This window comes from Magnetospirillum sp. 15-1 (assembly GCF_900184795.1).
Taxonomy (GTDB): Bacteria; Pseudomonadota; Alphaproteobacteria; order Rhodospirillales; family Magnetospirillaceae; genus Phaeospirillum.
In genome coordinates this window covers 67,593-92,249 of record NZ_FXXN01000018.1, presented here as the reverse complement: position 1 = coordinate 92,249, position 24,657 = coordinate 67,593, and the positions used below count along the sequence as shown (strand labels likewise).

At 64.7% G+C, this 24,657-nt stretch carries 14 protein-coding genes; all 14 read left to right on the top strand.

Annotation, left to right across the window (positions count from 1 at the left end):
• Positions 1-12 precede the first annotated feature (12 nt).
• The 14 genes from CP958_RS04625 (at position 13) to CP958_RS04560 (ending at position 24,639) form a co-directional block, all read left to right on the top strand.
• On the top strand, positions 13-477 hold the full coding sequence (locus CP958_RS04625; RefSeq protein ID WP_096700819.1) for a chemotaxis protein CheW: 465 nt from the start codon (positions 13-15) through the stop codon (positions 475-477).
• A gap of 37 nt (positions 478-514) precedes the next feature.
• The gene (locus tag CP958_RS04620; protein WP_096700818.1) at positions 515-2,614 is read left to right on the top strand and encodes a methyl-accepting chemotaxis protein; all 2,100 of its coding nucleotides are present in this window, start codon (positions 515-517) and stop codon (positions 2,612-2,614) included.
• A 36-nt stretch (positions 2,615-2,650) separates the two neighbouring features.
• Positions 2,651-3,142, top strand: coding sequence for a chemotaxis protein CheW (locus tag CP958_RS04615; RefSeq protein ID WP_096700885.1), 492 nt, complete (start codon positions 2,651-2,653; stop codon positions 3,140-3,142).
• Positions 3,139-4,005 carry a CheR family methyltransferase gene (locus CP958_RS04610; RefSeq protein ID WP_096700817.1) on the top strand — a complete coding sequence of 289 codons (867 nt, stop codon included), beginning with the start codon at positions 3,139-3,141 and terminating at the stop codon, positions 4,003-4,005. The genes CP958_RS04615 and CP958_RS04610 overlap by 4 nt, the downstream gene beginning before the upstream one ends.
• A 7-nt stretch (positions 4,006-4,012) precedes the next feature.
• The gene (locus CP958_RS04605) at positions 4,013-5,110 is read left to right on the top strand and encodes a chemotaxis response regulator protein-glutamate methylesterase (RefSeq protein WP_096700816.1); all 1,098 of its coding nucleotides are present in this window, start codon (positions 4,013-4,015) and stop codon (positions 5,108-5,110) included.
• Positions 5,107-6,897, top strand: coding sequence for a hypothetical protein (locus CP958_RS04600; RefSeq protein ID WP_096700815.1), 1,791 nt, complete (start codon positions 5,107-5,109; stop codon positions 6,895-6,897). The genes CP958_RS04605 and CP958_RS04600 overlap by 4 nt, the downstream gene beginning before the upstream one ends.
• Positions 6,898-6,908: 11 nt before the next feature.
• Complete coding sequence (locus CP958_RS04595) at positions 6,909-8,168, top strand: GGDEF domain-containing phosphodiesterase (RefSeq protein ID WP_096700814.1); 1,260 nt, start codon at positions 6,909-6,911, stop codon at positions 8,166-8,168.
• A gap of 411 nt (positions 8,169-8,579) precedes the next feature.
• Positions 8,580-10,052 carry a HAMP domain-containing sensor histidine kinase gene (locus tag CP958_RS04590; RefSeq protein ID WP_096700813.1) on the top strand — a complete coding sequence of 491 codons (1,473 nt, stop codon included), beginning with the start codon at positions 8,580-8,582 and terminating at the stop codon, positions 10,050-10,052.
• Positions 10,053-10,085: 33 nt separating this feature from the next.
• Positions 10,086-10,784 carry a response regulator gene (locus CP958_RS04585; protein ID WP_170958834.1) on the top strand — a complete coding sequence of 233 codons (699 nt, stop codon included), beginning with the start codon at positions 10,086-10,088 and terminating at the stop codon, positions 10,782-10,784.
• Between the two features lie 260 nt (positions 10,785-11,044).
• On the top strand, positions 11,045-18,748 hold the full coding sequence (locus CP958_RS04580; RefSeq protein WP_277948863.1) for a DUF4347 domain-containing protein: 7,704 nt from the start codon (positions 11,045-11,047) through the stop codon (positions 18,746-18,748).
• A gap of 26 nt (positions 18,749-18,774) precedes the next feature.
• Positions 18,775-20,376: a TolC family protein gene (locus CP958_RS04575; protein WP_242442746.1), complete on the top strand. Its 1,602-nt coding sequence runs from the start codon at positions 18,775-18,777 to the stop codon at positions 20,374-20,376.
• A complete protein-coding gene (locus CP958_RS04570) occupies positions 20,373-21,092 on the top strand; it encodes an efflux RND transporter periplasmic adaptor subunit (RefSeq protein ID WP_096700809.1) in 720 nt (239 codons plus the stop codon). The genes CP958_RS04575 and CP958_RS04570 overlap by 4 nt, the downstream gene beginning before the upstream one ends.
• Before the next feature lie 168 nt (positions 21,093-21,260).
• Positions 21,261-22,538 carry an HlyD family efflux transporter periplasmic adaptor subunit gene (locus tag CP958_RS04565; protein ID WP_096700808.1) on the top strand — a complete coding sequence of 426 codons (1,278 nt, stop codon included), beginning with the start codon at positions 21,261-21,263 and terminating at the stop codon, positions 22,536-22,538.
• A gap of 7 nt (positions 22,539-22,545) precedes the next feature.
• Positions 22,546-24,639: an HlyD family efflux transporter periplasmic adaptor subunit gene (locus tag CP958_RS04560; RefSeq protein WP_096700807.1), complete on the top strand. Its 2,094-nt coding sequence runs from the start codon at positions 22,546-22,548 to the stop codon at positions 24,637-24,639.
• Positions 24,640-24,657: the final 18 nt, after the last annotated feature.

The following is a 24,657-nucleotide window of genomic DNA, read 5'->3' as shown; positions in this document are numbered from 1 at the left end:
GAGGAGAGGGCGATGGCGGCGTCCGAAGCGGCACGGGAAGTGGTGACCCTGGAAATGCAAGGCGAGGTCTTCGCCATCGATGCCCATTGGGTCCGCGAAATCCTCGACATGGTGCCGGTCACCGAGGTGCCGAACGCTCTGCCGTTCGTCAGCGGATTGATCAACGTACGCGGAAAGGTGGTGCCGCTGGCCGATCTGCGGCTGCGCTTCGGCATGCCGCAATCGCCGCCGACCGTCGATACCCGCGTCATCGTCATAGACGCCATGGTCGGCGGCGAACCGACGGCGGTGGGAATCCTGGCCGACCGTGTCTACGAAGTCACCGAAATCGCCCCTGCAGCCATCGAGGAGACGCCACGTATCGGCCTGCGCTGGCGGCCCGAATACATCAGCGGTATCGGCAAACTGGGGGGCGATTTCATCATCATCCTCGACATGGAACAGGTTTTGGCCGTCGGGCCGACAGCGGCGCAATAGACGGCGGCGGAAAATATCCGGCAAGGGAGATCTCGACATGCGCGTGACGATCAAATTGAAGCTGGTGTCCGCCTTCGGCGCAATCATCCTGTTGATGGCGATTTCCGGCATGGTGGCCATCCAGGCGTCATCGGCCATTCGAGACCGCCTGGGCATCATCGTCAATTCCTCGGCGGAAAAGGTGAGGCTGGCCATGGAGATGCGCGACAACCTCGGCACCGTGGCGCGCAATCAGGCCCAGCTCATCATCGAGGAGACCGACGAGGGCATGCAGCGCGAGATCGCCAGCATCGAGACGCAGGCAAAGGAGCTCCGCCAGTTCGAGGCGCAACTGCGGAACATTTCCTCCGCCGATGAGAAGGCGAAGCTGGACGAGTTCCTTCGGCTGCTGGACGCCTATTTCAGCGGCGTGTCCAAGGTCCGCGATATCGCCGTGCGCAACTCGGCGGTGCAGGGGCGCAAGCTGCTCGACGGCGAGGGCAACCGCGCCTTCGAAGCCGTCCGGGAGCCTCTCATGGCCCTGGCCGGGCGCACTGACCTGCCGCAGGCGGCATCCATGGCCAATCGCATGATCTTCCAGTTGGACCAACTGAAATTGCTCGAACGCGACATGCTGCTGGAAAACGATGATGCCGCCGTCGCCCGCCTGGAGAAAGCGGCGCAGGCGACTCTTCAGGAGATTGCCGCTCTGCGCGGCCAGTTGGACAAGGCGCTGACCGGCGAGGAGGACCGTCGCCGCTTGGAGGCGCTGGGCGACCGGCTGACGCGCGCCCTTAAGCTCGACGAGCAAATACGCATCCTTGGGGCCGACAACTCCAATGCCCGTGCCTACGCCCTCTTGCGCAAGGAGATTAGGCCGATCCGGCTGCAGGCCGAGAAGTTCATAGAGGAGGTGGTCGCCAGGGCCGAGCAGGGCATGAAGGCGGACAAGGCCGAGAGCGACCAGGCCTATGAAACCGGCCGCACCGTGCTGATCGGCGTGCTGCTGGCGTCGCTGGTCACCGCGATCGGGGCCGGAATCTGGATCATCTCCTCCATCAGCCGGGGCTTGGCCCGGGCGGGCGCGTTGGCGCAGGCGGTGGCGGGCGGTGACCTGACCGAAACCGCCGAGGTCGCCGCCCGCGACGAGATCGGCGACCTGCTCGGCCATCTCAATGAAATGGTCGATCGACTGCGCACGGTGGTCGGCGAGGTGTCCAACGCCGTCGGCAACGTATCCGCCGGCAGCGAGGAGCTGTCGTCCAGCGCCGAGGAACTGTCCCAGGGCGCCACCGAGCAGGCCTCGTCCACCGAGGAGGCGTCGTCGGCCATGGAGGAGATGGCCGCCAACATCAAGCAGAACGCCGACAATGCCGGCCAGACAGAGAAGATCGCCCGTCAGTCCGCTTCGGACGCCCAGAACAGCGGCCTCGCGGTGGAGAAGGCGGTGCTGGCCATGCAGACCATTGCCGAGAAGATCGTCATCGTCCAGGAAATCGCCCGCCAGACCGATCTGCTGGCGTTGAACGCCGCCGTCGAGGCGGCCCGGGCCGGCGAACACGGCAAAGGCTTCGCCGTGGTCGCTTCGGAGGTACGCAAGCTGGCCGAACGCAGCCAGGCGGCGGCGACCGAGATCAGCTCGCTGTCATCCGATACGGTAAAGAGCGCCCAGGATGCCGGCCAGATGCTGGCCCGGCTGGTGCCCGACATCAAGAAGACCGCCGACCTGATCGAGGAAATCTCCGCCGCCTGCCGCGAGCAGGACATCGGTTCCGAACAGATCAACCAGGCCATTCAGCAACTCGACACCGTCACCCAGCAGAATGCCGGGGCATCCGAGCAGATGGCCGCCACATCCGAAGAACTGGCCGCCCAGGCCGAGCAACTGCTGAAAAGCATCGCCTTCTTCCATCTCGGCGGCGCGGAGGCGCCGGCGGCCGCGGCGATGGCGGCACGGCCGAGGACGCCTCAGGTCCGCTCTGCCCAGGCCCCCGCCGCCCTCGGCAAGGCGGTGACGCCTGCCATGAAGAAAAAGCCGCCGACGCCGATGGGGCCGGCGAAGCTCGGCGGTAACGGACGCGGGCGCAAGGCCGGCATCCATCTCGACCTGGTCGGAGGAGCGCCGGACAGGACCGACGCCGAGTTTGAACGCTACTAGAGTCCGGCCCCCTTGGCCTTGATCACGGAGGTTCCCATGCCGGCCCGCGCCGCGATCCTCTCGGCGGACAAATTCGTCACTCTCGGCGTCGGTCGGGAGGTCTTCGCCGTCGGTGTCGATGCCGTCCGCGAGATCCTCGACCTGCAGCCCATGGCCGCATTGCCGAACGCGCCGCCGTTCCTGATGGGGATCATCGACGTGCGCGGCGAGGTGGTGCCGATCATCAGCCTGCGGTGCAAGCTGGGACTGCCCCCCGACGTTCCCGGCGAACACACCCGCATCCTCGTCACCGAGATTTCGGTCGAGGGCCAAGTGCTGCTGTTGGGATTGATGGCCGACCAGGTGTTCGAGGTCACCGCTCTCGACGAAAGCTGCATGGATACACCGCCCGACATCGGTGTCCGCTGGCGCTCGGACTACATTCGCGCCATTGGCCGGCGGGCGGGACAGTTCGTCATCGTCTTCGACCTTGCCCGTCTGTTTTCCTCCGAAGATCTCGCTCTGCTGGCGGAAGGGGCGGAAACGTGACGAAGGCCGGCGCAGCCGATGAGAACCTCGAGTTCCTGCTGTCGCAGCGGGATTTCGAGCGGTTGGCGCATTTCGTCAACGGGCACACCGGCATCCGTCTGCCGCCGGTCAAGCGGGCGATGGTCGAGGGACGCCTGCGCCGCCGTGTTCGCGCCCTCGGCTTCGCGGATTTCGGCGCCTATTGCGCTTACGTCTTCAAGGAGAACGGCCTGGCGCAGGAAGGCGAGTTCATCATCGACGCCATCACCACCAACAAGACGGATTTCTTCCGAGAACCGGATCATTTCCGCTTTCTCGAACAGATGATTTTGCCCCAGTTGGCGTTGGAGGGCCGAATCGGCTTCACCGAACCCTTCTTGATGTGGAGCGCGGCGGCGTCGATCGGCGCCGAAGCCTATTCGCTGGCCATGGTGGCGGCCGAGTTCGCCCAGCACCATCGGGGATTCCGGTATTCCGTACTGGCCACGGACGTCAGCACCGAGGTCCTGACCAAGGCGGCGACCGCTATTTTTCCCGCCAGCATGGCGGAGGCCGTTCCACCGCCTCTGCGCCAACGCTACATGATGCGTTCACGTGACCGTTCGCAGGCAGAGACGCGGGTCGTCCCCGAACTGCGTCGGCAAGTGTGTTTCGCCCGGCAGAACCTCAACGACCCTGTCTACGCAATACCGCGGCCGGTGCATGTGGCATTCTGCCGCAACGTCCTGATCTACTTCGAGAAACAGATGCAGCAGGCGGTGGTGTCGCGGATCTGCGACTGCCTTGCGCCCGGCGGCTACCTGTTTCTCGGCCATTCGGAAACCATTGCCGGCTTCGCGCTGCCGCTGCGGCAGATCGCTCCGACCATCTTCCTTCGTCTGTGAGGCAATCATGGCGCGCAGGATCAAGGTGCTTATCGTCGACGACTCCGCCTCGGTCCGGCAGACGCTGACCGACATTCTCAAGGGCGATCCCGAAATCGAGGTGATGGCCGCAGCCGCCGATCCGTTCGCCGCCGCCCGCCGGCTCCAAGAGGAGACCCCGGACGTCATCACGCTCGACGTCGAGATGCCGCGTATGGACGGCATCACCTTCCTGAGGAAGCTGATGGCTCAGCACCCCATTCCCGTGGTGATGTGCTCGTCTTTGACCGAGGAAGGGTCGGAGACCCTGCTCCAGGCCCTTGAGGCTGGAGCCGTCGATGTCATCGTGAAGCCTCGGCTCGACACCCGCCAGCAGCTCATCGAGGCGACGATGCGTATCCGCGACGTCATCAAGGCCGCCGCGCAGGCCCGCCTCCGGCACCGCCCGGCCGCCATGCGCAGTCTGCCGGAGCGCAAGCTCACCGCCGATGCCGTGATGCCGCCTCCCCGGCCGTTGGGTGCCATGGCGCGGACCACCGAAATGGTGGTGTGCATGGGAGCCTCGACCGGCGGCACAGAATCCCTGCGCGAAGTGCTCGAGGCGCTTCCCGCCGACGCGCCGGGCATCGTCATCGTCCAGCATATGCCGGAGAAGTTCACCGCCGCCTTTGCCCGGCGCCTGGACACCTTATGCACGGTCACCGTCAAGGAGGCGGAGAACGGAGACGCCATCCTGCGCGGCCGTGTGCTGATCGCTCCGGGCAACCATCACACCCTGGTGCAGCGAAGCGGCGCCCGCTACCACGTCGCCGTCAAGGACGGGCCCCTGGTGTCGCGCCACCGCCCTTCCGTCGATGTCTTGTTCCGGTCGGCGGCCCAGTACGTCGGCGGCAATGGGATGGGCATCCTAATGACCGGGATGGGCGACGACGGAGCGCGGGGGCTGCACGAAATGCGTCAGGCCGGCGCCGTCACGCTGGCCCAGGATGAAGCCAGCTGCGTGGTCTTCGGCATGCCCAGGGAAGCCATCGCCCTGGGAGCGGCGCAACGGGTAGTGCCGTTGTCGGCCATCGCCGGTGAAATCATGCGCTCGGCAAGGAATTGGGGACGGGAGGCATCGGCATGAACGCGCCCAATCCCCTGACGGGCCGCCTGCCGGAGCGGCTGCTGCGACTGGCCAGGGCGCTGGATGAACTTCACGCCCCCGCCGAACGGGCCTTCATCGCCTATGGCACGGTGCTGTCGCGCGCGGTGACCGTCCTGCGCACGGTGGAAGACGATCTCGAGGGGCTGCGAGACCAGTTGTCGGCAACGCAATCGGCGGAAGCCACCCGGCAGATCACCGACGCGGTCGGGCAGATCGTCGTCCTCGCCGCCCACGGCGAGAGTGGCGGCGTCCGCATCGAGAGTCTGGCCGACCAGACCCGGATTGTGGCCGACCAGGTCGAAATCCTACGCAAGATCGTGGGGGAGGTCGGGCTTCTATCCATGAACGGCAAGGTTCAAGCCGCCTATCTTGCGGAATCCGGCCAGGATTTCAGCGTCTTCACGGTGGAGATCGCCAAGCTCGGCGAACTCGCTCTGGCTTCCATCGACCAGACGGCGTCGCGCCTGGTCCAATTGCGGCACACCATCGACGAGACGCGCTTCGAGACCATCGAACTGGAGCGGCGCAACGCCCGTGAACTGGACTCGATCCAGGCCCGGCTGCAGGACGGGCTGAGGAGCATGGCCAAGCATCGCGACGATGCCGGCCGAACCGTCGCCGATGTGGTGCTGCGCTCGGTCGACGTGGCGAGGCGGATCGCCGCCGCCATCGGCGAGATGCAGATCAACGACATCGCTTCGCAGCGCATAGCCCATGTGTCATCGGCGTTGACCACTCTTGCCGGAATGCTGCCTCCGGCGGAAGGGGACGTCGCCCCGGATCTGTCGATGTCGGACCCGGCAGAGGACGAATGCCGTATGGCGGCCCTGGCAGGTACAGTGCTGAGGCTGCAGGCGGCACAGTTGGAGCGTACGCGCGACGAGTTCTGCGGCCGCGTGGACAGCTTGGCTGCCCTCATGCGCGGACTGGCGGGCGATGCCCGCCAGGTTTCGTCCCTGGCGGTGGAAACTTTCGCCGCCGGCCAGGCATCGGGCAACGTCTCGTTTGTCGGCGACCTGGAACGGGACATGGCGGCGGCCAAGGCTCTGCTGATGCAGACTGACGAGGCACGCCGGACCTTGAAGCGGCTGGTCGAGGGCATGGCGACGGAATTCTCATCAATGGCCGCCGATCTGCTGGCTATCCAGTCCATCGACGCGGATATGCGGGTGATGGGGCTGAATGCGACGCTCAAATGCGGCCGCCTGGGCGGGCGGGGCCTGGCCCTGGGGGTCGTCGCCCACGAATTGCGTGGATGCAGCCGGCGGACGGAAGAGCAGGCCCGCCGCCTCGCCGGTCCCCTGGCCGAGGCCATGACGACCGCCGAAGCGCTGGCGCAATCATCGGATGCGGGCGTCGAAACCCTGAGCCGGACGGCCATGGGGGCGATGGAGGCGTCCCTGAGGGCGCTGACCGAACTGGGGGAAACGGTGGACGGATCGTTCTCCCGGCTTCGGAGCGAGATCGACACGGTGGCCGGGGAACTGGCCGACATCGCGCAGTCCATGGAGATTGGCGATCTCGTCGGCAAGACACTCGATCGGGTATCTGCGGAGATCGAGGCTTTGGCGGACGAGGTCGATCCCAATCGCAGCGATCCACGCCAGGTGCGCGACGAGATGGAGCGCCTGCTGCGGGCGCATTACACCATGGACAGCGAACGGATGGTCCATGACTTGTTTGCCGACGAAATCGGCGCCGAACCGGCGAAAAAAGCGGGACCGCCCGCAATTGCCGCCGCCGATCTGGACGACTGTTTCCTCTAGGGAGTGGCCCCATGGACATCCATGCTGATTTCTTTGCCGAATTGGATGCGGCGGTAGCAGCGGCCCGCAACGGCGGGAAGGGGGCCGCATTGCTGCTGGTGGGGCTGGGGCGCCTGGATTTCATCGACCGCAACCTTGGGCTCGGCGGCGGCGACGCGGTGCTGGAAGCCGTGCAGGCATTGCTGCGGAACCAGCTTTCCGGCATCTCGATTCATCGGCTGCGCGACGCCCGTTACGGCGTGGTCGTTCGTTGCGCCGATTCCGCCGAGGTTATGAATCTGGCCCACCGGCTGGTCGCCCTGTGCTCCTCGCCCCATTGCTTCAACGGACGGGATGTGTTCAGCCCGCCGTTCATCGGAGTGGCCATGGCCGGGTCCGACCAGGAGAATGGGACAGCCCTGCTGAAGGACGCCCTGGCAGCCATGGACGAGGCCCGCCGTTCCCACCTCGGCTGCGCCCGTCTCTACGATCCGGCCCTGGCCTCTAAAATGGACCATGATTTCCACATCGAAAACAACATGCGCGCCGCCTTCGAGACCGATCAGTTCCATGTGGTCTACCAGCCGCTGGTCGATCTGACCTCGCCCGATACCAACCGTCTGGTCGGATTCGAGGCGTTGCTACGCTGGACCCGTCCGGACCTGGGGCCGATTCCGCCGGACCGCTTCATCCCGGTGGCGGAAGCCTGCGGCCTGATCATCGGGCTTGGGCATTATGTGCTGTGGACCGCCTGCCGCCAGCAGGTGGAGTGGGCCGCCAAGGGCCGGCCGGTGACCATGAGCGTCAATCTTTCCCCCGTTCAGCTGATGTCGGCCGGCATCGAGGATGCCATCACCGAGGTGGTGGCCGAGACCGGGATCGACCCGACCTTTCTCAAGCTGGAACTCACCGAGACCGCCCTGGCCACCGACCCGCCGGTCATGGCGGAGAAATTGGGCCGCCTTCGGCGGACCGGCGTGTCGGTGGGGGTGGACGATTTCGGTTCCGGCTATTCATCCCTGGGACAATTGGACCTGTTCGGACTGGATTTCATGAAGATCGACAAAAGCCTGATCCAACGGCTCGGCCCCGGTGGCCGTCAGGCCGAACTGGTCCGCCTCGCCGCCGCGCTGGCCAAGCACCTGGGGATGTCGGTCGTCGCCGAGGGAATCGAGGATGACGAGCATTTGCAGGCGCTGAGGAAACTGGGAATCGACGTCGGCCAGGGCTACCTGTTCGGCCGCCCCACGCCTCCGGACCAGATCGTCCAGTGGCTGTTCCCGAACGGGTAGAACGTCGGGGGCAATGCCCTAGTGGACGGTGCAGACCATGGAAACGGCAGTGTTCCATGATTTCCGTTGGAAGATCAATAAGTTGACTCGAATGGGCGGGCCGAGGGAACGGTGCGAAACGTAGCAACCCGCGCCAATGGAATCAGATAGTTAGCGGGTAATTTTACAAAGGGGTCGTTGGGCTTCATGGCTCAGTCTGAGCCTCCGCAACCAAATATAAGCCCGCAGAAGCATCGCTTATATTTGGTTGGTCATCTGGGGAAATGTCTTGAACCGGTTATGGGAGGATGGCCCTGATGGGGTGGGCGGTGGTCTCGATGGTGAAGAGTGGGAGATAGCTCGACAACGCCGCCATGTTGTCCAGAGCGGGACGTGGCGGTTGGCCTGTTCCCTGAAGAAGGCGTCTGAACCGTGCTGAAGCTTGATGTTGGAACACTGGCCTTTTCCTCGGCGCTGGTCGCCCTCGTTACCGCGGCGACGATCGTCGCCATTGGCGGGAGGAGGCGGCGTGATCTTCCCTGGATCTATTTTGCGGCGTCAGGCGCTCTTTATGGGCTTGGCGTATTGCTGATCATTCTTCGCCCGCCGGAATGGGTGTTTGTGTTTGTCACCGGTGGCAACGCCCTGGTTCTGCTCTCCACCCTTGCCGCCCATGCCGGCGTCTGCATCATGGCGCGGCGGAAAATTCCGCTCACGGTCTATGGGGTTACTACTCTGGGTCTGGTCCTCGCTTACTGGATCGCCCATGTGGCATTTCCCACCATCAATCTGCGGATTGTTCTTATATCGCTATCGCGGCTGCCCTTTTTTCTCCACGGAGCCGTCATGCTTCACGGCATTTGGCGGGAAAACCGGTTGCGAAGCACCACCGTGCTGAGTGCATCCTTCCTCGGCTGGGTCGGGGCGCTCCTCCTTCGCGTCGCCGACGTGGCGATCCGGGATCACCACATCGCGGATTTCCTGAGCCTGGACGGCTATCAGGCTTTTTATTTTATCCTGGCTCTCCTGTCCGTGGCAGCCTTGGGGATCGCGGTTCTGCTCATGGACGCGGAGCGGGAAGAGGCTTTCCTGGGGGCTCAGATCAGGTCCATGACGGCGGATCTGCGGAAAGCCAAGGACGCGGCGGAAATGGCGTTGGGTGCGAAATCCCGTTTCCTGGCGGCGACCGGTCACGATCTGCGCCAGGCTGTCCACGCCTTGCGTTTATTGCTGACGGCGGCGGCGGATGGATATCTCGAAGACAACAGCGAATCTGCTGTTCTTTTCGACGAGATGGACGGTGTGATCGGCGGTATGACGGAACAGTTGAACGCCTTGCTGGAAATGGCGCGATTGGAGGCGGGGGCCATTGTCCCCAGCATTGTCGATTGCTCGGTGGAGACTGTTTTCAAGCGGGTTGAGCAGGGGTTTGGGCGAAGCGCGCTGGCCAATGAGGTGGACTTTCGCTTCGTATCCTCTTCCCTGATGGTGCGAAGTGATCCGGCCCTGCTAACGCGCATTCTGGCCAATCTGGTCGCCAACGGTATCAAGTTCACCCCCGGCGGAAGGGTTCTGGTGGGATGCCGCCGCCGGGGTGACGACGTCCATCTTCTGGTCTGTGACGACGGTGTTGGCATTCCTGCCGACAAAACGGAAGAGATATTCGAGGAATACCGGCAACTCCACAATCCGGCCAGACAGCAGCTCAAGGGGCTGGGCCTGGGCTTGGCGATCGTCAAGCGCATGGCCGATCTCTTGGGGCACGGGCTTTCCGTCTCGTCCAGACCCGGTCGGGGAACAATTTTCGCCATCCGGATTCCTGCCGCGGTGGATGGAACGAATTGGAGTAAGGCGGGTTTAGACGTTGCCCCGAAGCCGCCTGCCGTGACATTGCGGTGTAAGTGAAGCGCATATGCGGCCCTTATGGGGAACGGTCGAATGGAAGAAGCGGACCTGCAAGAGCGGATTTTGCGTTTTCGCAAGGAATGCGGACTAAGCCAGCATGACCTTGCTTCATTTCTCGGTGTGGGGCAGCGGACGGTTTCGCGCTGGGAACGTGGCGTTGACCAGCCCAGCATCACCATCATGGCACGGTTGCGGGCGCTGCTCGACAGTCAGGACGTAAGTCCCCTGTCATTGGCCTACGATGTGGTCCGCCGGGCTTTGGTTCCTTTGGCCATTATCGATGGCGGCGGAGAGGTGCTGGCGGCATCCGCCAGCTTCGATAGGACTGCGTTGGGATGGCAAGACGCTTCCCGTTCGACCCTGCCGACGGTCTTGGTCATCGAGGATGACGAATCGATCCTGAGGGCGACCCGAGCAGTCTTGAAACGATGGAATTTCCTGTCCGTCGAGGCCGTGCGGGGTGAGGCTGCCGTGGCCATGGTGGCGAAACGGGAAGTCTCTCCCGATATCGCCATCATCGATTTTCTGTTGCCCGGTGGAATGGATGGCGTGGACACCGCCTCCTATCTGCGCCAGATCATCCCCGGACTGCCGGTCCTTCTGATCACGGGCGAGGCGACACCCGAACGGATGCGTAAAATATCCGCCAGTGGGTTGCCGCTGATTACAAAGCCCGTGGATGTGGGCGCATTGAGAGTTGCGCTGGAGACGTTTGTTCCGAGAACAGCGTAAGACACGTCTAGATTATAACATAAATCCAGGAACACCTGGCTGTCGCTACAAAGTGAGTGACTATAGACGTTGTTAGACGTTGCCCGTTCTGTTGATGTTCAGTGAAACTTTGGCCGAGTTTGGCTTGGACTTGCACGGACCCGTTGGGTTCGAGGCAGGCCAACTCTGAGCAACGGAGCCAGGTTATGAATGCATCGATCGGACGGTCTCGGAAGCATGGTCGCGCCAAACCTTCGATCATGACGCTGGAACCGCGTGTGATGTTCGATGGCGCGGCAGTGGTCGATGCCGCCCATGCCGCCGCCGATGCGGCGGCCAAGGCCCTGATCCCCGTTGTTGCAGCCCCCTCCGTGGTGCGCGAGGCCGATTCGTCGAAGGATGGCGGCAAGAAGGAGGTGGCCTTCGTCGATACCTCCGTCGCCGATTACAAGACGCTGGAAGCCGGAATCCGCGATGGCGTCGAGATCGTCGAAATCCATGGCGGCGAAAGCGGTCTGGCCCAGATGGCGGCCTGGGCGGAAAGCCACACGGGGTATGACTCGATCCATGTCCTGAGCCACGGCTCGGAGGCAACCCTGCACTTGGGCAGCGACACCATCACCGATGCCAGCCTCTCCAGCGCCACCGCCAAGGCGGAACTGGCGGAGATCGGCCATGCCTTGAAGGCAGGCGGCGACATACTGATCTATGGCTGCGATGTGGCCAAGGGGGCGGATGGACAGGCCTTTGTCGCCGATCTGGCCGCCGTGACCGGTGCCGACGTCGCCGCGTCCGATGACGTGACGGGAGCAGCGGCTAAGGGTGGCGATTGGACGCTGGAAACCCGTTCCGGAGATGTGACGTCCACCGCATTCGCCTCTGCCACGTACCAGGACATCCTTAATCTCAGCGGTACAAAAATCTACGTCTCGGACGACCCATTCGGACCAACTCCGGACGAAGCCAGCGCGGTGCCTGTCGGCGCCGCAGGAACGGACTTGGTATTTTACTCTATTTGGAATTTGGACGTTGATCCCATCGACGCCACGCATTCCACGATCACCCTGGTTTTCAATCAGCTTGGTACCTTCCAAGCGCCGTACGCCCATCTGCTGAACTTCACCGGCGGCACGCTGGATCATCTCGTGTCCGCGCAAGTGAATGCGGGCTTGTCCGATTCTCTCGGTTTTACCGTTACCCCGACTGTCTCCGGCAAGGTCCTGTCGATCGCGGTCAGCTCCGGAAGCTTCACCGCAGGGCAGAAATTGGTCCTGGACGTGGTATCCGCAGCGGTTTCCTCCGGCCCCACCATCACTAGCGCCACCTATGACGCCAGCACCAATTCGTTGGTCGTTACCGGCACCGGCATGACCGCCGGTGACACCATCAATACCGGCAAGCTGACGGTGACCGGCCAGGGCGGTGCCACCTATACCCTGACCAGCGCCAACGTCACCGCCGCCAGCGCCACCAGCTTTTCGGTGACCCTGAACGCCGCCGATCAGGCTCAGGTCGAAAGGCTGTTGAACAAGACGGGAACCTCGGCGCAAAGCGGAACCTACAACATCGCGGCCGCCGATGATTGGGACAGCAATGTCACGGCCGGCGACACCTCCGACACCACCGGCAACGCGATCACGGTGTCCAACGCCAATCCTAACGGCACGTTTGATTTCGATTCCGGCTCCGTGAACGGAACAGGCACGGTGGCCGTTAAGCAAACATTGGGGTCCGGTGCCGAACTGAACGCGGCGGGGACCGGCGGCACTCTGGCCTCCGACGCTTTCAACGGGATGCCCGGCATGACGGGAAACAGCCTGAGCCGCGATATATTCGGCACTGATGGGGGATCGGCTTCGGCCGTCCAGATTTCCGCCAAATCGGGCGAGACGTTCGATCTGTCGGAGTTGAAGATCTACAACGACGGAAACAGCGGTCATGGAACGTACGACATTGTCGTCCGCGTCACCGCCAGCAATGGCGCGAGCTTCGATGTCTCGGTCTCCGAAGACTCGACCCAGACCCTCGTCGCGGGCGTGACCTCCGGCTTTACCCTCGCTAACTTCGGTCAGATTGCATGGTTCACTGTGACCCGGGTCAGCGGCGGCAGTCCCGGTACTCTGTCGATTGCTATCGACGACGTGGTGATGTCCAACATCACGGCGGCCCCGGCCGGCCCCACCATCACCAGCGCCACCTACAACGCCAGCACCAATTCACTGGTCGTTACCGGCACCGGCATGACCACCGGCGACAGCATCGACGTATCCAAGCTGACGGTGACCGGCCAGGGCGGCAGCACCTATACCCTGACCAGCGCCAATGTCACGGCGGCCAGCGCCACCAGCTTTTCGGTGACCCTGAACGCCGCCGATCAGGCCGGGGTCGAGGCCCTGCTGAACAAGACCGGCACCACGGCGCTTGGCGGAACCACCTATAACATCGCGGGGGCGGCGGATTGGGATTCGTCGCGCACCACCGCCGCCGATACCACCGGCAATGCGATTACCGTATCCAATGCCAATCCCGGTGGAGTTTTTACTTTCGACGCCGCTTCGGGCAGTGGCGCTGTTACCGGTGGCAGCGCTACCTGGACTGAAAATGGCTATACCCTCTCCATCTCGTCGGTTGGGAATGGGGCCGGGGAATTCTATGGTGCCGGATTCGACGCAGGCCCCTCTCCCAGTGCCGAGGGGCTGTCCGTGGGGAATGCGGGCATTTCGGCCATGACGACGGTCTCGGTAACCATTTCCCTGACCGGCTATACGTTCGATTTCTCGGGCGTACAGATCGCCGATGGGACGAACGACATGACCGGGACCTACAGCATCAATTCGAACAAGAATGGCACCGCTCTGACGGGTTCCGCCCCGGCTGCCGTAAGCCCCATAAGCTTCACAACCGCCAATGCGTCCGGGTCCAACTTTACCGGCATCTCCTCCGTTACCATCAGTTATTCCGAGGCAAGTAATCTGTTCGGCATTCTTGATAATCTGATTCTCTCCAATATCACCCCCCTTCCCGCCGGCCCCACTGTCACCTCCATCAACCGCCATACCGGGGCATCGGCCACCAATAACGCCACGTCGGAACAGTTCGACGTTACCTTCAGCGCATCGGTGACCGGGGTCGATGCCGCCGACTTCACCCTGACCAATACCGGCACCGCCGCCGGCACCATCGGCACGGTCACCGACAGCGGCGATCATATCCACTACACCGTGTCGGTGACCGGGGTCGGTGGTGACGGCACCATGCGACTTGACCTCAACAGCAGCGGTACCGGCATCCAAGACGGCAGCAGCAATGCCATCACCGCCGGCTATACCTCGGGCCAGACCTATACGTTGGACCATACCGCGCCCAGCATCACCAATATCACCCTCGACAACACCGTCTATAAGGTCGGCGACACCATCACCGCCACCATCACCGTGGCCAGTGACACCGACACCGATACCCTAAGCGGCGGCGGCCTGACCATCGGCGGGCATGCATTCGGCAGTCTGACCAAGACCAGCGACACCACCTATACCGCCACATATGTGGTGCAATCGGGCGATACCGACGTGTTCGCCGGTCATCCCGCGGTCAGTGCCGTGCTGGTGGATGGTGCGGGCAATGCCAGCACCGCCTATACCACCGCCATTGCTGCCGCAACCACCATCGATGGTCATGCGCCCACCGACGTCACGCTATCAGCGACCGTGTGCGCCATTACCGGCGGCAGCAATGCGGCGACGCTGACGGCCACCGACACCAACAGTGGGTCGGAAACCTTCACCTATGCCCTGGTGGCCGATGGCGGCACGCCCGCCAACAGCGCCGACAATGCCAAGTTCACCATTTCCGGCAACCGGTTGGTGGTGGGCGGGACGGATTTGGTGGATGGCACCACCTATCACGTCAATGTTCGGGTCACCGATGCAGGGGGCAACACCTACACCAAGCCGCTGACCATCACCGCCCATAACTATCCATCGGTTTCCTCGATCCATAACAGCGGCAATGCCTCGACGGTACAAACCAAGGGAACCGGTGGTCTGGACTACACCGTCACCTTCAATCAGGCGGTGGATAATGTGGACCTCGCCGACTTCTCCGTGGTCAAGGGCGCGGGAGTCACCGGCACGGCGGTGATCAGCGTGACCGCCGGGGCCGACGGCAGTAGCAGCTATACCGTCCATGTGGCGGGGCTGGCGGGCGACGGCACCGTGGAACTGGACCTCAATGCCAGCGGGACCGGCATCACCGCCACCTCGGGCGCCCTTGCCATCGCCGCCGGCTATACCTCGGGCCAGACCTATACCCTGGACAATACCGCGCCAGCGGCGGCGGTGATCGGCACCGTCGCCACCGACAACAAGGTGAGCGCGGCGGAAAAGACGGCGGGCGTGACGGTGTCCGGTACGGCGGAGGCCAATAGCAGCGTCGCGGTGACCTGGGGCAGCACCACCCATACGGTGACCGCCGATGGCACGGGCAACTGGACCTCCACCTTCACCAGCGGGGAAATCCCCGCCGATGCGGCCAGCAGCACCATCAGCGCCACCGCCACCGATGCGGTCGGCAATGCGGGCAGCGCAGGCACCAGGGCGGTGACGATCAATACCACCGCGCCCACCGATATCACGCCGTCGGGAACCACCACTCCGATATCCATCAGCAGCACGGTCGCCACCCTGTCGGCCACCGATGCCACCAGCGGCGAGACCTTCGCCTACAGCCTGCCCAACGGAATCGGTGACAACGCGAAATTCAGCATCACCGGCAATGTGCTGAGCGTGGGCGGAACCGCCCTGACCGACGGCCAGACCTATAGCGTGACCGTGCGGGCCACCGATTCGGCAGGCAACAGTTTTGACAAGGTGCTGACCTTCACCGGCCGCGCCGGGCCGAATCTGGACCTGAACGCCACCACCGGCGGCAGCGGCAATACCGTCACCCTGGCCAATGCCAACGGAGGGGTCGCCGCCGCCGACGCCACCATCAGCCAGATGGGCGGCGCCTCTTGGACCAATGGCACGCTGGTGATCCAGCGGGTCATGGGCAGCGGAACCGCCGATGGCAATCAGAACGATATCTTCTCGTTCGGCAGTGGCGTGATCTCCAACCGCACCATCACCCTGGGCCAGGATATCGCCGACGGCACGTTGAGTGTCGGTGGCACTCAGATCGCCAGTTGGACCTATGACCACGCCACTGGAAGGCTTAGCTTCACCTTCAACGCCAGCGCCGATTCCACCGCTATTCAGACGTTGGTGCGCGCCATCGGCTATTCCAATGCTACCCCCTACGGCACCGCCACCCTGCGCTTCGCCCTCACGGATTCCACGGGCACCGTCAATGCCGATGCCAGCGTGACCAGTTCCACCATCTATGTGGACCAGACCGCCTACGACACCGACGGTGACGGCGCCGACGGCTTCAACCTGGCCGAAGCCTTGGCCAAGGCTTCGGACGGCGACACGGTCCTCATTCAGGACGGGACCTATCGCGGCCAGTTCATCGCCTCGAAGGCGGTGACCATCAATGCCGTCAACGGAGCCGGGCACGTCACCCTGGAGGCGCCCGATACCGCCGACCTCGTGGCCTCGGTTCAGGCGGGGATGAGCAATCGGGCCCGCTATGCCGTCTTGGATCTGCGCACCGCCACCACGGCCCAGGGCACGGTCACGGTGCGCAACATCACGGTGGATGGCCGCTACCAGGCCCACGATCCAACCCTCAACCCCCACGCCAATGGCAGCGAGGATCTGTTGGGTATCGCCGTCTATAACACCAATGCGATGATCGACGGCGTGACCGTCCAGCACATCGCCTCGGTCGTGGACGCCAATGGCGACTATTCCGGCTACAGCGAGAATTTTGGCATTCTAGCGGAAGCGACCGCCGCCAGCCCGGCCTCGGTAACCATCAAGAACTCCACGATCACCACGGTTCAGAAGACGAGTATCGTCGCCTGGGGCGCCGGGCTGACGGTGACCGTCCAGAACAACGCCATCACGGGGCTGGGTTCCCACGGCCCTTCCAACATCAACGGCATGCAGATCGGTTCCGGCGGCGCGCGGGCCGGCACCCTGGCGACCATCAGCGGCAACACGATCACCAATCTGGGGTCTAACGACTCCACATGGTCCGCCACTGGAATCCTGCTGCGTCAGGTCGGAGTGTCGGAAATCTACAACAACACGATCCGCTCGTCGGGCGTGTCGCAATATGGCGGGGCTACCACGGGCATCGGCCTCAATGAGGTTTCCTCGTCCCTGTCCGTCCATGATAACTCCTTGGGCAATGTCGCCCAGGGAATCCTCGTGGAGTCACCGAACGGGACTCTTTACAATGGCAGCCACACCTTTACCAATAACGACGGTAGCGAAGCGGCGTGGTCCTTCATCGACAGCCACGACGCGGCCGATGTCGCCGATCAGGCCGCCAATTCAGAGACCATTACCGTCAACACTTCGGCGGTTCGGAACGGTCGCGGCTTCCTTGAATACACTCTTTATGGCGGCAATGACGTCTTCACCGAAACCGGCGCCGCAGTCACCAAGGTCGACGGCGGAGCGGGCAACGACACCCTGACCACCGGCTCTGGAAATGATGAACTGACCGGCGGCGACGGGGCCGATATCCTGACCGGCGGAGCGGGGAGCGATAAGTTCTTCGTGGGCGATGGCGACACCATCCGGGACCTGACCGTCAGCGATAATATCCGGCTGGCCGGTCTGACGGTGCCCCTGTCGCGCATGACCGTCAGTACAGCCGGGGCCGATGCCGTCCTGGCCATCGATACCGACGGCAATGGCAGCGCCGACGTCACCATTACCCTGACCGGGCTGGCGGGCATCACCGTGAACAGCCTGGTGGTCACCCAGGTAGCCGTGGATGGGGGCAGCGATACCAATATCGCGCTGAAGCCGACGGCTGCGGAGACGCCGCCGCCCAATACCAACCCCGTTCCCACTCCGACGCCACAGCCCTTGCCGACTCCGGTTTCGACGGCGGCCCCGACTGACACGACGTCCGCGGTCCTGGTGACGACGGTGCGGGCGACCGACGCCGCCCCGCCCGTGACGGCCGCCACGGGGAGTATCAGCACCGTGGGCGGCACTCCGATCAAGAATGTGGTGCAGGCATCGAGTCAGTCATCCGCCAACGAGGTCAGCAACGACGCCAAGAACGCCGCTTCGTTCGGCAGCAGTCAGTCGGCCAGCATCAGCATGGTTGGCGGCACTCCGATCACCAATGTGATCGCGGCATCCATGTCCTTCGCGAGCGAGAAGACCGCGTTCACCACCACCGCGTCCATGGCAGCCCCGACGGCGGGGGGAGGCATCAGCGGCTCGGCGTCCGCCGTGGTCTCAGGTGATGGGCGGTCGGTCTCTGGCGCATCCGCCGGTTCCGCTCTGTCCTCGGGAGGGTTCCAGGTGCAACTGGCGTCCAGATCCCCCGGTGGCGGGGACGCCCTGGTGGTCAATGCCCCGGTCAGGGACGCCGGTTTCGCCTTGGGCGCCCGCGTATCGGTTCAGATCCCGGCGGATTCCTTTGCCAGCACCAGGCCTGATGCCACCGTCACCCTGACGGCGACGCGGGCGAACGGAGCCACGCTTCCCGGCTGGATGGTGTTCAATCCGCAGACCGGCACCTTCGAGGGGACGCCGCCGCCCGGGTTTAAGGGCGAAGTGGTTGTCAAGGTGGTTGCCCGCGACAACGAAGGCCGCGAGGCGGTACAGACCTTCAAGATCCAGGTGGGCGAGGGCGGTCAGGGCAATGTGGCGCCCCAGGGCGAGGGCGAAGGCCGTGGCCAGCCTCAGGCACCGGGGCGGAGCGGCGATGCCGGGGGGGCATCCAAGCATGCCGCCGCCGGGCCGGTGGGCAAGCTGTCGCTGTCCGAGCAGTTGCGGAGCATGAGCAAGGAGGGGCGTCTGGCCAAGCAGGCGGCTCTGTTGGGTAACCTGATGTCCGGCGGCAGGGCCGCGTGATGTTTCAATACCAGGGGATTTTAACGATGAAGCGTTTGCTGGCCTCCGTCTCGTTGGTTGCCCTTCTTTCCGCCTGCGCCCTGACGCCGGAGCCGTTCACCCAGGAGGAACTGGCGGCGCAGTCCACCGCCGACCGGTCCGATATGTTCCAGGGGGGCGAGCCGCTGAGCGGGCCGTTGACCGTGTCTGAGGCCATCGCGCGGGCGCTGAAATTCAATCTGGACAAGCGGTCCAAGATGATGGAGGAGGCCCTGGCCCTGGGCCAGTTGGACGTCGACAGGTTCGATCTGCTGCCCAAGCTGACCGCCAATGCGGGCTATACCGAGCGGTCCGAGCCCAATGCGACCCGGTCGCGCGATCTCTATAGCCAGACCACCAGCACCAGCAATCCCAGCTATTCGGCGGACCGGTTCGCCCGGACCGCCGATCTGACCATGAGCTGGAACATCCTGGATTTCGGCCTGACCTATTACACCGCCAAATCCAATACCGACCGGTCGCTGGTGGCGACCGAGCGCCGCCGCAAGGCGGTGCATAATCTGATTTCCGAGGTGCGCTTCGCCTATTGGCGGGCGGCGGCCTATCAGACCCTGAAGGGCGATGTGGAGCAGGCGGTGACCGAGGCCCGCTTCGCCCTGGACAAGGCGCGGCTGGTGGAGCGGGAGAATCTGAAGGCCCCGGCCGAGAGTCTGCGCTATCAGAAGTCGCTGCTGGAGACCCTGCGTCAGCTGACGGCGATCCAGCAGGAGCTGTCGACCGCGCGGATCGAACTGGCGGCCCTGATCAATGTGGCCCCGGGGACCGAGATCCGGCTGGCGGTGCCCGACGCCATGGTTCCGCCCGATTGGACGACCTCGCTGGAGCGCATGGAGGAGCAGGCTTTCATCGGCAATCCCGATCTGCGCGAGCAGGGCTATCTGACCCGCATTTCGGTGGACGACACCAAGAAGGCCATCATCAGGATGTTGCCCGGCGTGACCTTTTCCGCCAGCCGCAATTACGACTACAACAGCTTCCTGATGGACAATCACTGGTACGAGGCCGGGACCAAGCTGACCTGGAACCTGATGAATGTCATTTCCGGCCCCTCGGCGCTGAAATACGCCCAGACCAACGAGGATGTGGCCAAGGCCCGCCGTCTGGCCCTGCGCATGGCGGTGCTGGCCCAGGTGCATGTGTCGGAGCGCCAGTTCCGCAACGCCACCAGCCAGTTCGAGCAGTCGGACGAGTTGTGGAAGGTGGATAAGCGCCTGGCGGAGCTGTCCGACGCCAGGGCGGCCAATGACGCCAGCGGCATGCTGGAGCGGGTGGCGGGCCATGCCTCGGCCATCGCGTCGCAGCTTCGCCGCTTCCAGACCTATGCCCAGGTGGAACAGGCCTATGCCAAGATGCAGGCCACCATGGGCGACGATCTGCTGCCCGATTCGGTGGCGGCCCATGATCTTCCCGCTCTGTCCGCCGCCATCGCCCAGCGGCTGGAACGCTGGGGACGCGATCTGCCGGCGGTGGCGGCTGCCCCGGCTGCGCCTCCGGTCCCCGGCACGTTCAGCCTTCTGGACAAATTGCCGCACTGGCTGGGCGGCGAGGACGAGGCGCCCCGGGTGGTCGCCCAGGTTTCGGACCGGTGAGGCTTCTCGCCGGTCTGGCCCTGCTCCTGGTCCTGGCGGCGGCCCCCGTCCAGGGTCAGGAGTTGCGCGCCCAGTTGTCCCCCCGCGACTTCACCACATTGGCCGCCGAGATCGGCGCCAAGGTGGAAAAGATCGGAGCGCGCGAGGGTGAGCGCTTTTCCAAGGGGCAGGTGCTGATCGGCTTCGACTGTTCGGTCAACCGGGCCCAGTTGGACGAGGCCCGCGCCACCCTGTCGGCGGCCAGCAAGACGGTGGCGGTGAACAAGCGCCTGCTGGAGCTTCAGACCGTGGGCAAGCTCGAGACCGACGTCTCGGAGGCGGAGGCCGACAAGGCCCGCGCCAAGGTGGCGGCCATGGCGGCCATGGTGTCCAAATGCCAGATCCCGGCGCCCTTCGACGGCCGGGTGGTGGAGCAGAAGGTGCGGAGCCAGCAATATGTCCAGCCCGGTCAGGCACTGCTGGACATCCTGGATGATTCGGTGCTGGAACTGGACTTCGTGGTTCCCAGCAAATGGCTGATCTGGCTGAAGCCGGGCCATGCCTTCCAGGTGGCCATCGACGAGACCGGCAAAAGCTATCCGGTCAAGCTGACCCGAATCGGCGCCCGCATCGATCCGGTCAGCCAGTCGGTGCGCATCACCGGCGCCATCGGCGGCCATTTCCCCGAACTCTCCGCCGGGATGAGCGGAAAGGTCCTGCTGTCGCCGCCGCCATGATGGAGCCAAGCGACTGGGCCATTGTCTTTGGACCCGGGCGGGCAATTGCCCGCAGGGAGGCCCCGCGCCACATGGCGCGTGAGCCAGGCCGCCGGAGGCGGCGCCCGGCGTTCGAGGGACATTGATGGTGGATCACGGCCTGCCCCCCCGACCTCCGGCGCTGACCCAATGAGCGATATCCTCCTTCAACTGCTCGAGCTGGAAAGCCGCATCCTGCGGGCGGCGCGGCCGGTGGAGGTGGCGTTCCTGGCGGTGGATATGGCCTTCTCGCTGATCCCCTATCGCCAGGCTGCGCTGTGGAGCCCGGTATCGGGCATGGCGGCCCTGTCGGGAGTGGCCGCCATGGAGGATGGCAGCCCCTATGGTCTGTGGCTGGATCAGGTGTTCCGGGCGCTGGCCGACAGGGACGCCCCCACCGTCATCACCGCCGCCGACCTTCCCGCCGCCCTGGCGGAGCCCTGGGGCGACTGGCTTCCGGTTCATGCCCTGGTCCTGCCCATGGGCGGCGAGATTCTGCTCTATGCCCGCGACGAGGCGTTCGCCCCGAACGAGGTGGCGCTGCTGGCCCATCTGGCCGCCCTGACCGGGGTTGCTCGGCGGGCCTTGGTGCCCAAGAGCTGGGCCATCCGGCTTCCCAAGAGCCATCGGGTCAAGTGGCTGGCGGCGGCGGGTCTGCTGGTGGGGCTGTTCCCCGTCACCGGCTCGGTGCTGGCCCCCGCCGATGCGGTGCCCGCCCATCCGGTGATGATCCGCGCCCCCCTGGACGGGGTGGTGGACCGCATCGCCGTCCAGCCCAATGAGCGGGTCGCCGAGGGAGACAGGCTGTTCGACCTGGACGGAACCGCCCTGTCCGGCAAGCTGGATGTGGCCCGCAGCCAATGGGCCACGGCGGAGGCGGAATACCGTCAGGCGGCCCAGGCCATGGTGTTCGACCCCAAGGCCAAGGCCCAGATCGCCATCCTGTCGGGCAAGGCCGAGGAAAAGGCGGCGGAGGTACGGCTGCTGGACAGCCAGTTGGCCCGCATCGCGGTCAAGGCGCCCAGGCCCGGCATCGCGGTGTTCGACGATCCCAGCGACTGGATCGGCAAGCCGGTGGCGATGGGCGAGAAGGTGATGGCCATCGCCGACGAGACCGATACCGAGGTGGAAGCCTGGGTCGCCGCCGCCGATATGGGAGACGTTCAGCCCGGCGCCCGGCTGACCCTGTTCCTCAACACCGCGCCGCTATCGCCCCTGCGCGCCACCGTGCGTAGCGTGGCCTACGAGGCGGCCGCCCGGCCCGACGCCACCATCGCCCACCGGGTGCGGGCCGGTCTGGCCGAGGGCGAGGCCAAGCCCCGCCTGGGCCTGAAGGGCACGGCGCGCATCGATGGCGACCGGGTGCCGCTGGTCTGGTGGCTGTTCCGAAAGCCGCTGGCCACCATCCGCCAGTTCGTGGGGGTATGAGGCCGCCATGAGCGCCGCCGCCATGCTGCCGCCGCTCCGCGAGGAACTGACCCTGCATGACGGCGCCGCCGACCATGACGGGACGCCCACCTGGATGCTGCATGACCCGCTGCGCAACCAGTATTTCCGCCTGTCCTGGCCCGCCTTCGAGGTTCTGAGCCGCTGGCATCTGGCCGATCCCCAGGCCGTGGCCCAGGCGGTCAGCGCCGAGACCACCCTGCGTCTGGAGCCCGAGGATGTGGACGAGGTGGTGACGTTCCTGGCCCGTGGCCAGTTGCTGAAGCCGGTCCAGTTCACGGATGTGGGGCGGCTGCTCGCCATCCATGACGCCCAGAAGACCTCCTGGGTGACTTGGCTGCTGCATCACTATCTGTTTTTCCGCCTGCCCCTGCTGCGGCCGGACCGGATGCTGGAATCCCTGTTGCCCTATCTGGCTTGGCTGGGCGGCAGGGGCTTCCGGCTTGCCACGGTTCTAGCCCTGATCGCGGGCCTGTTCCTGATCGGGCGGCAGTGGAGCGGCTTTGCCGCCACCATGGTGGATCACTTCTCCATGGAGGGGCTGGCCGCCTTCGGCATCGCCCTGGGGTTGGCCAAGCTGATCCATGAATTGGGCCATGCGCTGACCGCCAAGGCGTTCGGCTGCCGGGTGCCCACCATGGGGATCGCCTTCCTGGTGATGATGCCGGTGCTCTACACCGATGTGAACGAAGCCTGGAAGCTGACCAGCCGCCGCAAGCGCCTGCTGATCGGCGGCGCGGGCATCCTGGCCGAACTGGCCCTGGCGGTCTGGGCCACCCTGGCATGGGGGGTGCTGCCCGAGGGCAATTTGAAAGGCATGGCCTTTACCCTGGCGGCCACCACCTGGATTTCCTCCCTGGCCATCAATCTCAGCCCCTTCATGCGCTTCGACGGCTATTTCCTGGCCATGGACGCCCTGGGCCAGCCCAATCTGCATCCGCGCTCCTTCGCCCTGGCCCGCTGGCATCTGCGCGAGATGCTGTTCGGCCTGGACGAGCCGGTGCCGGAGCACCTGCCCCCGGCCTTGCGGGCCTGGATGATCGCCTTCGCCTGGGCGGTGTGGATCTATCGCCTGACCCTGTTCCTCGGCATCGCGGCGCTGGTCTATCACGTCTTCATAAAGGTGCTGGGTATCATCTTGTTCGCGGTGGAAATGGGCTGGTTCGTGGCCAGGCCGTTCCTCCTGGAATTCGGGGAATGGCGCAAGCGGGCAAAGGCCATCCGGGCCAGCAGACGCAGCCGCTGGCCATTGGGCTTCGCCTTGCTGGCCCTGCTGGTGCTGGCGGCGCCGTGGTCGGGCCGGGTCTCCGCCCCCGCCATGCTCAAGGCCGCCGAGCATGTGACCCTCTATACGCCATCGCCGGGGCGGCTGGACGAAATCCAGGTCAAGCCCGGCGACACCGTCGCCGCCGGAACCGTTCTCGCCCGCCTGGACAATCCTGATCTGGAGCTTCGCCTGCAGCAGGTGGAGCGCCGGATCATGGTCTTGAAATACGAAGTTTCCGCCATGGGCTTCGAGGACAGCTTCCGCAACCGCCTTCAGGCCATCACCCAGGAACTGGATGCCGCCCAGGCGGAGAAGGTGGCGCTGATCCGCGACCGCGACCGCCTGACACTGACCGCCCCCATCTCCGGCACCGTCACGGATCTTTCGCCCAATACGCAGACCGGCCAGTGGATCAGCCCCAAGGAGGCGATCTTGTCCTTGCGCAAGGGCGCGGTGATCGAAGCCTATCTGGCAGAGGATGACCTGCCCCGCATCCGGGTGGGCGGCAAGGCCAGCTTCATCCCCGATGGCAGCGGCGCCCCCCTGGCCGCCACCATCGCCACCATCGACCATGCGGCGGTGCGGGCGCTGGCCGACCCCCAATTGGGGGCGCCCTATGGCGGCGCCATCCCGGCCCGCTTCGACACCAGATCCCTGGTACCCGACATGGCGCTTTATCGCATAAGATTGACCCTGAACGGCTCTGTCGCCGTTCCCATCCGCGGCACGGCCCATATGGACGGCGAACGCCGCAGCATTCTGGGCCGCGCCTGGCGGTCCGTCGCCGCCGTCATCATCCGCGAGATGGGCATGTGACGCCCCAAACAGGAGACC

Coding starts and splice junctions, on each gene's coding strand:
- CP958_RS04585 (WP_170958834.1), top strand. CDS start 10,086: ATGGAAGAAGCGGACCTGCAAGAGCGGATTTTGCGTTTTCGCAAGGAA.
- CP958_RS04615 (WP_096700885.1), top strand. CDS start 2,651: ATGCCGGCCCGCGCCGCGATCCTCTCGGCGGACAAATTCGTCACTCTC.
- CP958_RS04560 (WP_096700807.1), top strand. CDS start 22,546: ATGAGCGCCGCCGCCATGCTGCCGCCGCTCCGCGAGGAACTGACCCTG.
- CP958_RS04625 (WP_096700819.1), top strand. CDS start 13: ATGGCGGCGTCCGAAGCGGCACGGGAAGTGGTGACCCTGGAAATGCAA.
- CP958_RS04580 (WP_277948863.1), top strand. CDS start 11,045: ATGTTCGATGGCGCGGCAGTGGTCGATGCCGCCCATGCCGCCGCCGAT.
- CP958_RS04575 (WP_242442746.1), top strand. CDS start 18,775: ATGAAGCGTTTGCTGGCCTCCGTCTCGTTGGTTGCCCTTCTTTCCGCC.
- CP958_RS04620 (WP_096700818.1), top strand. CDS start 515: ATGCGCGTGACGATCAAATTGAAGCTGGTGTCCGCCTTCGGCGCAATC.
- CP958_RS04595 (WP_096700814.1), top strand. CDS start 6,909: ATGGACATCCATGCTGATTTCTTTGCCGAATTGGATGCGGCGGTAGCA.
- CP958_RS04600 (WP_096700815.1), top strand. CDS start 5,107: ATGAACGCGCCCAATCCCCTGACGGGCCGCCTGCCGGAGCGGCTGCTG.
- CP958_RS04565 (WP_096700808.1), top strand. CDS start 21,261: ATGAGCGATATCCTCCTTCAACTGCTCGAGCTGGAAAGCCGCATCCTG.
- CP958_RS04605 (WP_096700816.1), top strand. CDS start 4,013: ATGGCGCGCAGGATCAAGGTGCTTATCGTCGACGACTCCGCCTCGGTC.